The 13431-nt window shown below is 64.9% G+C and carries 12 protein-coding genes; 10 read left to right on the top strand and 2 right to left on the bottom strand.

Annotation, left to right across the window (positions count from 1 at the left end; translation table 11 throughout):
• Nucleotides 1–10: 10 nt before the first annotated feature.
• Both mutL and miaA read left to right on the top strand, forming a co-directional pair.
• Nucleotides 11–1999, top strand: coding sequence for a DNA mismatch repair endonuclease MutL (mutL, locus tag ACEW7X_RS06455; RefSeq protein WP_420177768.1), 1989 nt, complete (start codon nt 11–13; stop codon nt 1997–1999).
• 9 nt (nt 2000–2008) lie between these two features.
• The gene (gene miaA, locus ACEW7X_RS06450) at nt 2009–2992 is read left to right on the top strand and encodes a tRNA (adenosine(37)-N6)-dimethylallyltransferase MiaA (protein WP_130486884.1); all 984 of its coding nucleotides are present in this window, start codon (nt 2009–2011) and stop codon (nt 2990–2992) included.
• A 54-nt stretch (nt 2993–3046) separates the two neighbouring features.
• Here the strand turns inward: miaA and ACEW7X_RS06445 are convergent, their stop codons facing one another.
• Complete coding sequence (locus ACEW7X_RS06445) at nt 3047–4312, bottom strand: GGDEF domain-containing protein (protein WP_257741030.1); 1266 nt, start codon at nt 4310–4312, stop codon at nt 3047–3049.
• 128 nt (nt 4313–4440) lie between these two features.
• The gene (purM, locus tag ACEW7X_RS06440) at nt 4441–5490 is read right to left on the bottom strand and encodes a phosphoribosylformylglycinamidine cyclo-ligase (RefSeq protein ID WP_068368657.1); all 1050 of its coding nucleotides are present in this window, start codon (nt 5488–5490) and stop codon (nt 4441–4443) included.
• A gap of 121 nt (nt 5491–5611) precedes the next feature.
• Between purM and hda the strand changes: the two genes are divergently transcribed.
• From hda to ACEW7X_RS06400, 8 genes are all read left to right on the top strand, one after another.
• Nucleotides 5612–6310 (top strand): DnaA regulatory inactivator Hda, encoded by a 699-nt coding sequence (gene hda, locus ACEW7X_RS06435; protein WP_068368660.1) that lies wholly within the window; start codon nt 5612–5614, stop codon nt 6308–6310.
• Nucleotides 6307–7014, top strand: a complete 708-nt coding sequence (locus tag ACEW7X_RS06430) for an HAD family hydrolase (protein WP_068368663.1) — start codon at nt 6307–6309, stop codon at nt 7012–7014. The genes hda and ACEW7X_RS06430 overlap by 4 nt, the downstream gene beginning before the upstream one ends.
• Before the next feature lie 7 nt (nt 7015–7021).
• Complete coding sequence (pcnB, locus tag ACEW7X_RS06425) at nt 7022–8395, top strand: polynucleotide adenylyltransferase PcnB (RefSeq protein ID WP_068368666.1); 1374 nt, start codon at nt 7022–7024, stop codon at nt 8393–8395.
• Nucleotides 8396–8406: 11 nt separating this feature from the next.
• Nucleotides 8407–8955 carry a 2-amino-4-hydroxy-6-hydroxymethyldihydropteridine diphosphokinase gene (folK, locus tag ACEW7X_RS06420; protein ID WP_068368669.1) on the top strand — a complete coding sequence of 183 codons (549 nt, stop codon included), beginning with the start codon at nt 8407–8409 and terminating at the stop codon, nt 8953–8955.
• A gap of 131 nt (nt 8956–9086) precedes the next feature.
• Nucleotides 9087–9992, top strand: coding sequence for a glycine--tRNA ligase subunit alpha (gene glyQ / locus ACEW7X_RS06415; protein ID WP_068368672.1), 906 nt, complete (start codon nt 9087–9089; stop codon nt 9990–9992).
• Nucleotides 9989–12133, top strand: a complete 2145-nt coding sequence (gene glyS / locus ACEW7X_RS06410) for a glycine--tRNA ligase subunit beta (protein WP_068368675.1) — start codon at nt 9989–9991, stop codon at nt 12131–12133. Before glyQ ends, glyS begins: the two co-directional genes overlap by 4 nt.
• Nucleotides 12130–12681 (top strand): D-glycero-beta-D-manno-heptose 1,7-bisphosphate 7-phosphatase, encoded by a 552-nt coding sequence (gene gmhB, locus ACEW7X_RS06405; RefSeq protein ID WP_130486881.1) that lies wholly within the window; start codon nt 12130–12132, stop codon nt 12679–12681. Before glyS ends, gmhB begins: the two co-directional genes overlap by 4 nt.
• Nucleotides 12678–13418 (top strand): lysophospholipid acyltransferase family protein, encoded by a 741-nt coding sequence (locus ACEW7X_RS06400; RefSeq protein ID WP_068368681.1) that lies wholly within the window; start codon nt 12678–12680, stop codon nt 13416–13418. Before gmhB ends, ACEW7X_RS06400 begins: the two co-directional genes overlap by 4 nt.
• The last annotated feature ends 13 nt before the right edge of the window (nt 13419–13431 follow it).

Raw genomic sequence — 13431 nt, 5'->3', positions numbered from 1 at the left:
AAATGCGTTCATGCAAGAACGCAGAATCATCCATGCCCTGCCCGATCTGCTCATCAGCCAGATCGCGGCAGGCGAGGTCATTGAACGACCCGCCTCCGTCCTCAAGGAACTGCTGGAAAACGCCATAGATGCGGGCGCCAGCGCCATTACTGTGCGCCTGGACGGCGGCGGCATACGCCGTATCGCCGTGACCGACGACGGCTGTGGCATTCCTCCCGAAGAATTGCCGCTGGCCCTTACGCGCCACGCTACCAGTAAAATCGGCTCGCTGGCCGACCTGGAATCCGTGGCATCCATGGGCTTTCGCGGGGAGGCTCTCGCATCCATCGCTTCCGTGGCCTACCTGACGTTGACCTCCCGGACTGCCCACGCCAGCCACGCCTACCAGATCCAAGGCCTGCAAGGCCATGCCGAACCCGCCGCCGGCCCTGGCGGCACGACTGTCGACGTGCGCCAGCTGTTCGACAACGTGCCTGCCAGGCGGAAGTTCCTGCGCAGCGAACAAACCGAATTCGGCCATTGCGTCGATGCCTTCGAACGCATTGCCCTGGCGCACCCGCATATTGCCTTCCAGTTGTTCCACAATGACCGCGCCGTACGCCAATGGCCCCAGACCGATCCCCTGCAACGCATCCGCGACGTACTGGGCGAGGAGTTCGCCCGCCAGGGGCTCGCATTGCATGCGGACATCGGGGCAGCCGCCCTGTCGGGCATCGTCCTGGAACCCACTGCGTCGCGTGCCCGCGCAGACCGCCAATATTTATACGTAAACGGCCGTTTCGTGCGCGATCGCACCGTTTCCCATGCCATACGCAGTGCGTACGCCGATGTTCTGCATGGAGATCGGCAACCTGCATACGTGTTGTTCCTGACTGTTGATCCCACCAGCGTGGACGTCAATGTGCATCCGGCCAAGAGCGAAATCCGTTTTCGCGACAGCGGTGCGGTGTACCGTTTCGTCATGCAGCAGGTCAGCCAGGCCCTGGCCCACGGCGCCGGACAACTGGGCAACACCACCGCCACCGAGCCGTCTCACAGCGTCGAGCCGAACGTCCAGCCGTCCGTGATGCCCGCCATGCCCGGGCAAGCTGACATCCCCCCTGGCGCGGCAGCTCCCGACAGTACGCAACACCCCGCGCCGGCCCAATATACCCAGCAATCGCCGCTGTACCTGGCCGAACCGCAGCGACGCTATGAGGCCGGCTCATTCGACTGGCAACGACATTACCGCCCCCTGGAAGCCGACGCGCCCAGCAACACCACGGCAGCCCCCGCCACGGGCGTTGGAACATCAGCCCATACGCCCTTCGCTCCGGCCATGGCTGGCGCCACGCCTGCCAGCCTGCCCGCCTTCGCACCCGCCACTGCGGCACAGGCCGACCCGGCCTCTCAGCCACTGCCTGCGACCGGCGACGACCTGCCGCTGGGCATGGCACTGGCGCAACTGCATGGCATCTATATCCTGGCGGAGAACCGCCACGGGCTGATCCTGGTGGACATGCACGCCGCGCATGAACGCATCGTCTATGAACACCTGAAAAATGCCATAGACCAGAATGGCCTGCCGCGCCAGGATCTCCTGGTACCGGTGGTCTTCAGTGCGCCGGAAAAAGACGTGGCGCTGCTGGAAGAATATGATGCCCTGCTGACAGAATTCGGCTTCGAGATGCGGCCGGCCGGCCCCAGCGCCGTCACCGTGCGCAGCGTGCCCGCGCCGCTTGCCGATGGCGATATCGAATCCCTCGCCCGTGCCGTACTTGCCGACCTCGCCAGCGTCGGCATGTCGCGCCACCTGACGGAAAAGCGCAACGAACTGCTCTCCACCATGGCCTGCCACGGCTCCGTGCGCGCCAACCGCAAGCTGACCCGCGAGGAAATGAACGCGCTGCTGCGAGCCATGGAAGCCACGGAACGCGCCGGCCAATGCAACCATGGCCGCCCGACCTGGGTGCAGTGGAACCTGCCAGAACTGGACCGCCTGTTCCTGCGCGGGCAATAACGCAATTTCATGAACGCACCTTCCCTTCCCATTCTTTGCCTGGCCGGCCCCACCGCCGCCGGGAAAAGCGCCGCCACGCTGGCCCTGGCACAGCGCTGGCCGCTGGAAATCATCAATGTCGATTCCGCCACCATCTATCGCGGCATGGATATCGGCACGGCCAAGCCGAATGTCGCAGAGCGCCAACAAGTGCCCCAGCACATGCTGGATATCCTTGATCCTGCTGACAGCTACTCTGCCGCCGCCTTCCGCAATGATGCCCTGGCCCTGATCAACGCCATTCTGCAGCGCGGCCGCCTGCCCCTGCTGGCCGGCGGCACCATGATGTATTACAAGGCCTTGCGCGAAGGCCTGGATGATCTACCCGAAGCCGACCCCGGCCTGCGCGCGGAACTGGAAGCACGCGCAGCCGCCAGCGGCTGGCCTGCGCTGCACGCCGAACTGGCGCGCCTGGACCCGGTAACGGCTGCTCGCCTGGCACCGAACGACAGCCAGCGCATCCAGCGCGCACTGGAAGTCTGCCTGCTGAGCGGACAGCCCATGTCTGCGCTGCTGGGACGCAAAGACGATGGCAACGGATCGGCGGGACAGGCCGCGCGCCCCTACACCTTCCATACCATCAGCCTGGAACCTTCCGACCGCCTGGCCCTGCACCAGCGAATCGCCCTGCGTTTCGACCAGATGCTGGAACAGGGTTTTGCCGAAGAAGTCCGCCAGTTGCACCAACGTGGCGATCTGCACCCCGGCCTGCCGTCGGTACGCTGTGTCGGCTATCGCCAGATGTGGTCCTGGCTGGACGGCGAGATTGCCCTGCCGCTGGCGCGCGAGCAGGCCATTGCCGCCACCCGCCAGCTGGCCAAGCGGCAAATCACCTGGCTGCGGGCCCAGCCGGAACGACAGGCTGTCGACTGCCTGACCAGAGATGCCCAGGCCCAGGCGGTGGACGCTGCGGCGCCGTGGCTGGATGCCCTGGCCCGCGCTTACCGCCCCTGAGGCCGGCCCTTCCCCGCCAGGCAGCACCCGCCGCAAACGGCGAATTCAGCCAGGCTACTGGCCGTGTTCGCCCGCACCGCCCGGCACACCATCGACCCTGCTGGACGCAACGGCCACTGGCGTGCTGACAGGCCGGGCCAGCGACACCGTCGTATCGTCCGGCAAAATGACACGCGCCCGGCCTTCGTTCTTGGCACGGTACATGCGCTGATCGGCCAGTTCGATCAGTGTGGGCCAATCCAGGACTTCGTCATGCATGCGCTCGGCCACGCCGACGGAGGCCATGATGGCGGTACCGTCCTCGGTCCGCCCCAGGCCGCCCTGGCGCAGGCGCTCGATGAAGTAAGGCAGCTGCGACACCGACATGTTCGGCAGGATGATCACGAACTCTTCCCCACCCCAGCGCACCAAGACATCGCTACTGCGCAGATAGCCGCGCAGACTGCGCACCAGGCTGCACAAGGCGCGGTCGCCGGCATCGTGCCCGAAACGGTCATTGATGGCCTTGAAGTGGTCGATATCTATGAAAGCCAGTGCCAACGGCGTCTCGGAATTGGCCGATTGCATGAACAGGCGTTCCAGGCTTTCCACCCCTGAGCGGCGCGTCAGCGCATCCGTCAGCGGATCGGTATTGGCCCGGTGAACCAGGCTCTTCATGTAATGCAACTGACTCATGCTGGAAAACATGGCAATGCCTGTCATCAGCGCCATGAACCAGAGTGTCGCACCATGCTGGGCCCAGGAAAGCTGCTGGGCATCGCCCATGGTCATACCCATGAGCGCCGTGACCAGCGCGGGCAGCGCAAACAGCAGGACTTCCAGCGCAGACAACGGAAATATCGCCAGGCCGCCCAACACCACAGTCGGCATCAACGCATAGATCTGCATCATCAGAAACTGCGCATCGGTCAGCACCAGGCCGCCGGTCAGGCGCAGGGCCGCCAGGTAGAACAGACAGGGCACCACCAGCATGCAGGCCAGCATGCCCAGGGCGCGCTTGTATGGATGGCTGCCTGTCAGTGGACGCGGCTTGGCCATCTGGAAGAAGACGACACCGGCAGCCAGACGCAACACCAGCAGCGCCAGCGCCTGCGGCCAGGGAAAGACCACCAGGTCGATCACGCCGCACAAAGGCACCAGCACGAAAAAAAGGACGGAGAGCAACTGAATGCGCGCCGCAATCACAGAGGCCGCATGCCTCCGTATCGACAGCGGCAGCCCCAGGGGAGACGCCAGCGACATGAGCTGGCCCGCCGTTGGCTGGGTCGGCGCAACAATGTTATCCGTAACGTAGCGCCAGAATCGACGAATTCGCAACATAGCAGCTGTATGTGAATCCGGCCCGCCGGCAGCGCCCGCGCCAGCAGCGCGTCAGCCCAAACCGGACCAGAAGGCAGGGCCGTCCGCGAACAGCGGGCCGCCCTGCACTTCTGCCCAGGCAGGAAAGATCAGAGGACGACGGTACCCGGCGCACCTTCGGCACGCGGAACGATCTCGCCAATGCGGAAGACCTGTTCGCCATTCGCAGCCAGCGTGCCAGCCACCGTTTCCGCCTGATCGGCGGCGACCACGATCACCATGCCGATGCCGCAGTTGAAAACACGGTGCATTTCCTGGTGATCCACGCCGCCCTCACGTTGCAGCCAGTCGAACAGCGCCGGACGCTGCCAGGCGTCCGCATGCAGGCGAGCCTGCCATTGCGGCTGCAGGATACGCGGCACGTTTTCAAGCAGACCACCGCCAGTAATGTGAGCCAGGCCCTTGATGGACTCGCCATGCGCTTCGAGGGCCGCCAGCACCGACTTCACGTAGAGGCGCGTCGGCGCCATCACGGCATCGCCGAAGGGCTTGCCATGGAAATCGTCTTCGGGGCGGGCACCGGCGCGTTCGATGATCTTGCGGACCAGCGAATAGCCGTTGGAATGCGCGCCGCTGGACGCCAGGCCCAGCACGACATCGCCCGAGGTGATGGACTTGCCGTCGATGATCTTGGATTTCTCGACAGCGCCGACGGCAAAGCCGGCCAGATCGTATTCGCCGTCGGGGTACATGCCCGGCATTTCCGCCGTTTCGCCACCGATCAGCGCGCAGCCGGACTCCTCGCAGCCCTTGGCGATGCCGCCGACCACGGCAGCCGCCGTGTCCACGGACAACTTGCCGCAGGCGAAATAGTCAAGAAAGAACAACGGTTCGGCGCCTTGCACCAGGATATCGTTGACGCTCATGGCCACGAGGTCGATGCCTACCGTATCATGGCGGTTCCATTCAAAAGCCAGGCGCAGCTTGGTGCCTACGCCATCGGTTCCCGAAACGAGCACTGGCTCGCGATACTTGCCGGGAACCTGGAACAGGGCGCCGAAGCCCCCTATGCCTCCCAACACGCCAGCGCGCATGGTGCGCGCTGCCAAGGGTTTGATGCGATCAACCAGCGCATCTCCGGCGTCGATATCGACGCCTGCGTCGCGATAGGTCAGGGAGGACTTGTTTGTCTGGGCCATGGAAAAAACCGTCGAATATGTAAAAATCGCAGCGTTTCGCTGAATAAGAAGTTGATTTTACGATGAACCGCCACTTGCGCCGCGCAATGACCCTGAATTCCGTCAAGAAAGGATCGCTGGCATGAGCCGTCAGCTCCTGCTGGACGTGCTGCCGGCGCCTGCTCCGTCCCTGGAAAACTATATTCCCGGGCCAAATATCGAGGCGCTGCAGGCCGCCAACGACCTTGCCCCGGGCCGTGCCCTGTACCTGTGGGGCGCGGACGGTTCGGGGCGCAGCCACCTGCTGCGCGGCCTGACGTCCCTGCCGGGACTACGCCATTATTTTCCTGCCGCCGGTTCGACCGATATCCTGCGCCAGCTTGCCGACAGCGACGGCAGGCACGCGGACCTGATCGCCATCGACGACGTGCAGCAACTCGACGAGGCTGCGCAGGCTGTCGTATTCGCCCTGTACAATCGCTGGCGCGAATCCGCCGCGTCCCCGCATGCATTCTCGCTGGTACTCGCGGGTGACCGTGCGCCGCTGTCCATGCCGTTACGCGAAGATTTGCGTACCCGCCTGGGCTGGGATCTGGTCTTTCGCCTGGAACCGCTTTCCGACGCCGACAAGCTCGCCGCCCTGCAATTGCAGGCGGAAAGCCGCGGCGTCAACCTGACACCGGAAGTGCTCAACTGGATACTGACGCACCTCGAGCGCGACATGCGGAAACTCTCCCGCCTGATTGACGAGCTTGATCGCTACTCACTGTCTGCACGCCGGCCCATCACCATTCCATTGCTGCGGACCATGCTCGCAGACCCGAACACCAACCGACAATGAAGCCCAACTCACCGACACGCCTTGCCCTGTTCGACCTGGACCACACCCTGCTGCCGCTCGACAGCGACTACCAATGGGCCGAATTCCTGGCACGCACCGGGCGCGCCGGCGATCCCGAGATCGCCCGCCAGCGCAACGAGGACCTGATGGTGCGCTACAACGAGGGCAACCTGACGGCCGAGCAATCGGCCGAATTCATGCTGGGACTGCTGTCCCCGCACAACCCCACCGACCTGGCCCGCTGGCATGAAGACTTCATGCGCGAAATGATCTGGCCCGCGATCCAGCCCAATGCGCTGGCGCTGGTGCGCGGCCACCTGGAAGCCGGCGACCTGGTTGCTATCGTCACCGCCACCAACAGCTTCGTGACCGCCCCCATCGCCCGCGCCCTGGGCGTGCAGCACCTGGTGGCGACCGAAGCCGAATACATCGGCGGACGCTATACCGGCCGCATCCTCGGCACCCCGAGCTTCCGCGAAGGCAAGATCACCCGTGTCCAGCAATGGCTGGCCACGCTCGGCCAAAGCCTGGCAGACTATCCGGAAACCTGGTTCTACAGCGACTCGATGAACGACCTGCCGCTGCTGGAAGTTGTTTCTCATCCTGTCGCCGCCAACCCCAGCGACGAACTGCGCCGTATCGCCACCGATCGCAAGTGGCGCATCATCGACCTGTTCTCGCAATTGGCGGACCAGAAATCCTGATAAACGCATGATCACAGAAACCATCAAACGCTTCGTGAGCCGGCTGCGCCGCCCAACCGGGCCAGCCCGCATCCCGGTGGAACGACACGGCATAGACCCGCGCCACGTCTCGCGCAACGCCGTCAAGGTCTGCGAAACGCTGCGCCATCAAGGCTATGACGCCTATATCGTGGGTGGTGCCGTCCGCGACCTGATCCTCGGGCTGGAGCCCAAGGATTTCGATGTGGCTACCAACGCCACGCCCGAGCAGATCCGCCCGCTGTTCCGCCGCGCCCGCATCATCGGCCGCCGGTTCCAGCTGGTCCACGTCGTCTTCGGCCGCGAAATCATCGAAACCTCGACCTTCCGCGCGCCGTCCAGCGGCGAACAGGAAACCGACGAGCACGGCCGCATCCTGCGCGACAACGTGTTCGGCAACCAGGAACAGGATGCCGTGCGGCGCGACTTCACCATGAACGCGCTGTACTACGACCCGCTGACGCAGACCGTCATCGACTACCACAATGGTGTCGAAGACCTGAAGCAGCGCGTCATCCGCATGATCGGCGACCCGGCCACGCGCTACCGCGAAGACCCCGTGCGCATGCTGCGCGCAGTGCGCTTCGCCGCCAAGATCAGCGGCAGGATAGACGACGCCACCCAGGCGCCGATCTCCGGCCTGGCCGCACTGATCGAGAACGTCCCGGCATCGCGACTGTTCGACGAAATGCTCAAACTGCTGACCTGCGGCCACGCCATGGACTGCCTGCAGCAACTGCGCAGCGCCGGCCTGCACAAGGGTTTGCTGCCGCTGCTGGACGTGGTGCTGGAACAGCCCGACGGCAAGCGCTTCGTGACCCTGGCGCTGGAACGCACCGACGCTCGGGTACGCACCGGCAAGACCGTCAGCCCCAGTTTCCTCTTTGCCGCCCTGCTGTGGCAGCAGGTGGCTTCGCGCTGGCATGAACTGGAAACGCGCGGCGAACATCGCATTCCAGCGCTGGTCCAGGCCGCGGATTCCGTCCTGGAAGAGCAAACCGGCAAGCTGGCCATCCAGCGTCGCTTCACGGCCGACATGCGCGACATCTGGTTCATGCAGCCGCGCCTGGTACGCCGTCCGGGCCGCGCCGTCTGGCGCCTGGTCGAACAACCCCGCTTCCGCGCTGCCTGCGACTTCCTGCAACTGCGCGCTGCGGCCGGCGAGATCGACAGCGTAGACGCACAATGGTGGATGGACCTGGCCAACGCCGATGACAGCCTGCGTGCGGAAATGATAGACGGCCTCGCGCAACTGCCGCGCGATACCGACGGCGATGCTCCAGCCGCGCGCAAGCCGCGCCGGCGCCGCCGCCGTCCCAGCAATGCCCGCCCTTCCAGCAATCCACCCGATAACGCCGCCTAGGCCGAGATCGCATGGATACCTTGCATTGTGCCTATGTCGGCCTGGGCGCCAACCTGGGGGATGCCCAGGCAACCCTGCGCCTGACGCTGGCGGAGCTGGCAGCCCATCCCGATATCGCCGCACTGGAAGTTTCGCCGTTCTACCGCACTGCCCCAGTCGATGCCGGCGGCCCGGACTTCGTCAATGCCGCCGTCCGCCTGCACACCCGGCTGGCGCCGCTGGCATTGCTGGATGTTCTGCAGGCGCTGGAAAATAAGCACGGCCGCGAACGGCCCTATCGCAATGCGCCCCGCACGCTGGACCTGGACATATTGCTGTATGACAACCAGCCGCTGTCCCATCCACGCCTGACGCTGCCGCACCCGCGCATGCACCAGCGCGCTTTCGCGCTCACGCCCTTGCTGGACGTGTTCCTGGCGGATGCGTCCTCTACCGCCGTTCCCGGCGCGGTTTCCCTGGCGGCCCTGCAGGCCTGGCGGGATGCCTGTGGCGACCAGCGGATCGAGCGTGTTGCCACGGATGCAGCACCGCCGGCAAACGAGCCGGATACGGCCTCATGAGCGGACGCATGCGTGGGATATCAGCCCTGAGCCTGCGCCAGCCCGCAGCAAACCGCCACAACAGTTAAAATCAACGATTACCGCGCCGCGCCAACGGGGCTGGCGGCGCCTCTGTCCGACCTTCATTACACATGCTCACTTTCCAGCAAATCATCCTCAGGCTCCAGGAATACTGGGACAAACAAGGCTGCGCGCTGCTGCAGCCGTACGACATGGAAGTCGGCGCAGGCACCTCGCACACCGCGACCTTCCTGCGCGCCATCGGCCCGGAGCCCTGGCGCGCTGCCTATGTGCAGCCTTCGCGCCGGCCCAAGGATGGCCGCTATGGCGAAAACCCCAACCGCCTGCAGCATTACTACCAGTACCAAGTCGTGCTCAAGCCCGCGCCACCCGATATCCTCGACCTGTATATCGGTTCTCTCAAGACGCTGGGCATCGACCCAACCGTGCATGACATCCGCTTCGTCGAAGACGACTGGGAAAACCCCACGCTGGGCGCCTGGGGCCTGGGCTGGGAAGTCTGGCTCAACGGCATGGAAGTCACCCAGTTCACCTACTTCCAGCAAGTAGGCGGCATCGACTGCACGCCGGCCACCGGTGAAATCACCTACGGCCTGGAACGCCTGGCCATGTACCTGCAAGGCGTGGAAAGCGTCTATGACCTGGTCTGGACCGAAGGCGGCGCCGGCGGCGGCCGCGTGCTCTACCGTGACGTCTTCCACCAGAATGAAGTGGAGCAATCCACCTACAACTTCGAACACGCCAGCACCGACATGCTGTTCGCGCATTTCAACGACTACGAAAACGAGGCCAAGCGCATGATCGCCGTGCCCCTGGCGCTGCCCGCCTACGAAAACGTGCTGAAGGCGGCGCACACTTTCAACATGCTCGACGCCCGTGGCGCCATCAGCGTGACCGAACGCGCCGCCTATATCGGCCGCATCCGCAACCTGTCGCGCAGCGTGGCCCAGGCCTACTACGAATCCCGCGAAAAGCTCGGCTTCCCGATGCTGGCCAACAAGGAGGTGCAGGCATGAGCCAGGCCAATACCGCACCGCTGCTGGTCGAACTCTTCACCGAGGAACTACCACCCAAGGCCTTGCGCCGACTGGGCATTGCCTTTGCCGAGCGTCTCGAAGCCGAACTCCGGCAAGCCGGCCTGGTCGCCGGCGACGCGGCCGCCACGCCCTATGCCACGCCCCGCCGCCTGGGTGCGTTCCTGCCCGCCGTGCTGGCGCAAGCGCCCGACCGCGAGTTTTCCGAAAAACTGATGCCGGTGAAAATCGGCCTGGACGCCAATGGCGCCGCGACCCCGGCGCTGCTGAAAAAGCTGGCGGCCAAGGGCCTGGAACACCTGGACGTCGCCGCCCTGGCGCGTGAATCCGACGGCAAGCAGGAATACCTGGTTGCCAATGGCAAGGCAGCCGGTGCCGCGCTCGCCCATGGCCTGCAGCAGGCGCTGGATGCCGCGCTGACGCACCTGCCGATTCCCAAGGTCATGCGTTACCAGTTGGCCGATGGAGTCACTTCCGTCAAGTTCGTCCGTCCGGCCCATGGCCTGGTAGCCCTGCATGGCAGCGACATCGTGCCGGTACAGGCGCTGGGCCTGCAAGCTGGCCGCCAATTGCACGGCCATCGTTTCCTGGCACCTGAACCTTTCGATCTGCCTGCTGCGGGCGATTATGTTGCGCTGATGGCGGAAAACGGCAAGGTGCTGGTGTCCTTCGATGAACGCCGCGCCCTGATCGACGGCCAGCTGCGGGATCAGGCGGCACGCCTGAATGCCTCGCTGGGCGACGAGGACCCCGAAGTGGCCGCGCTGCTAGAGGAAGTCACTGCGCTGGTGGAGTATCCGGTGGTTTATGTCGGTGAATTCGAGGAACGCTTCCTGGCCGTACCGCAGGAATGCCTGATCCTCACCATGCGCCTGAACCAGAAATACTTCCCGCTCTTCCACCCCGAAAGCGGCAAGCTGACGCACCGCTTCCTGATTGTCAGCAACATGCTGACGCAGGACCCGCGCCACATCGTCGAAGGCAACCAGCGCGTAGTGCGGCCGCGCCTGGCAGACGCCGAGTTCTTCTTCCAGACCGACCGCAAGACGCCGCTGGCCGCGCGCGTTCCGCAACTGGAAAGTATCGTCTATCACAACAAGCTGGGCACCCAGCTTGAACGCGTCGAGCGCGTGCGGACGCTGTCCCGCTGGCTGGCCGAAACCCTGGGTGCACCGGTGGCAGACGCCGACCGCGCCGCCCTGCTCGCCAAGGCCGACCTCACCACCAACATGGTGGGCGAATTCCCGGAACTGCAAGGCGTGATGGGCGCCTACTATGCCGAAGGCGACGGCGAACCGGCCACCGTGGCGCGTGCACTGCGCGAACAGTACCGCATCCGCCTGGAACAGCCGGTATCGGCAGACAATGTTGCCGCTGCCATCCTGTTCATCGCGGATCGGGTCGAAACCCTGGTCGGCATCTGGGGCATAGGCCTGGCACCAACCGGCGAACGCGACCCCTTCGGTCTGCGCCGCGCCGCACAAGGCCTGATCAGCGCCTTCGAACAACTGACTGCCGGTGGCTGGCTGTCGGTGCGCGAAAGCGGCGCGCTGACCCTGGGCGCCCTGCTGCGCCAGAGTCTGGAAAGTTTCCCGGCCGACCGTATTCCGGCCAGCGTGCTGCCCGAGATCGAAACCTTCGTCTACGAGCGCCTGCGCAACCAGCTCACCCAGGAACATGACCGCAGTGTCGTGGATGCCGTCCTGGCGACGCATCCGCCCCTGCACCAGGTCGGCGCCCGGGTTGCCGCCGTTGCCCAGTTCACGCAACTGCCGGAAGCCGCCAGCCTGGCTGCCGCCAACAAGCGCATCGGCAACCTGCTGAAGAAGGCAGAACGCGCCGACACGCCGCTGAACCCGGCGCTGCTGACCGAACCTGCCGAACAGGCGCTGGCCAGCACCATCGACGCCCTTTCGGATCCGGTGGCCAAGCAGTTCGCCGCGGGTGACTTCGCCGCTGCGCTGAGCACGCTGGCCCAGGCCCGTGCTGCCGTCGATACTTTCTTCAACGACATCATGGTCATGGCCGATGATCCTGCCGTGCGCGCCAACCGGCTCGCGCTGCTGGCGCGTCTGCACAATCTCATGAACCAGGTGGCCGACCTTTCCCGGCTGGCACAGTGAAACTGATCATCCTCGACCGCGACGGCGTCATCAACCAGGACAGCAAGGCCTTCGTCAAATCGCCAGACGAATGGCTGCCGCTGCCCGGCAGCCTCGAAGCCATGGCGCGCCTGTCGCAATCAGGCTGGCGCATCGCCATCGCAACCAACCAGTCCGGGCTGGCACGCGGCCTGTTCGACATGGAAACCCTCAACGCCATGCACGCCAAGATGCGGCGTGCCCTGGCAGCGCTGGGCGGCTCGGTGGATGCCATTTTCGTCTGCCCCCACGGTCCCGAAGACGGCTGCCGCTGCCGCAAGCCCGCACCGGGCCTGCTGCAGGATATCGGCCGCCGCTTCGACATCCCGCTGGCAGGCGTGCCGGTCGTCGGTGATTCCTTGCGCGACCTGCAGGCCGCTGCGGCAGTGGACGCCCAGCCCTGGCTGGCACGCACCGGCAACGGCGCTGCCACCGCCGGTGGCAGCAACCTGCTGCCACCGGGAACCCGCATTGGCGATAATCTGGCTGCTATCGTCGATACCTTGCTTGCCGAACAAGACACTCCATGATCTGGCTACGCTCCTTGATCTATGCAGTCTTCCTGACTGTCACTGTTATTCCCTATGCCTTTGCCTGCCTGCTCTGGTCGCCGCTCCCGCGTGGATTGCGCTACCGCCTGACGGTCGGTTGGGCGAGCCTGGCGCTCTGGGGTGCGCGTGCCATCTGCGGCATCCGCTGGCAAATCCAGGGCCAGGAAAACCTGCCTGACGGCCCGGCAGTGATTCTTTCCAAGCATCAGTCCGCCTGGGAAACCCTGTTCTTTCCGTCCAAGATGCCGCGGCAGGTTTGCTACGTCTACAAGAAAGAACTGCATTTCGTTCCTTTCTTCGGCTGGGGCCTGGCACTGCTGCGCATGATTCCCATCGACCGCAAGCAAGGCCAGGACGCCTTCAGCCAGGTGCTGAGCGTGGGCCGCGAACGCCTGGCCGAAGGCCGCTGGCCGCTGCTGTTCCCGGAAGGTACGCGCGTGCCGCCGGGCCAGCGCCGCCGCTACAAGATGGGCGGCGCCAGGCTGGCCGTGGAAGCCGGCGTCCCGGTGATTCCGGTCGCACTCAATGCCGGCGAATGCTGGCCGCGCAATTCGTTTCTCAAGTCTCCCGGACTGGTGACGGTATCCATCGGGCCCGTCATTGAATCCACAGGCCTGGACAGCGCCGAACTCAACGCCCGTGTCGAGGCCTGGATCGAAGCGGAAATGCGCCGCATCAGTCCGCAGCGTTACCCTGGCTCATCCCAGGCCGCGTGAAATACACTCCTGG

It is taken from the genome of Kerstersia gyiorum, assembly GCF_048595715.1.
Classification (GTDB): Bacteria; Pseudomonadota; Gammaproteobacteria; order Burkholderiales; family Burkholderiaceae_B; genus Kerstersia; species Kerstersia gyiorum.
Note: the sequence above shows the minus strand (reverse complement) of the source record. Positions and strands in the feature narration are given on the sequence as shown.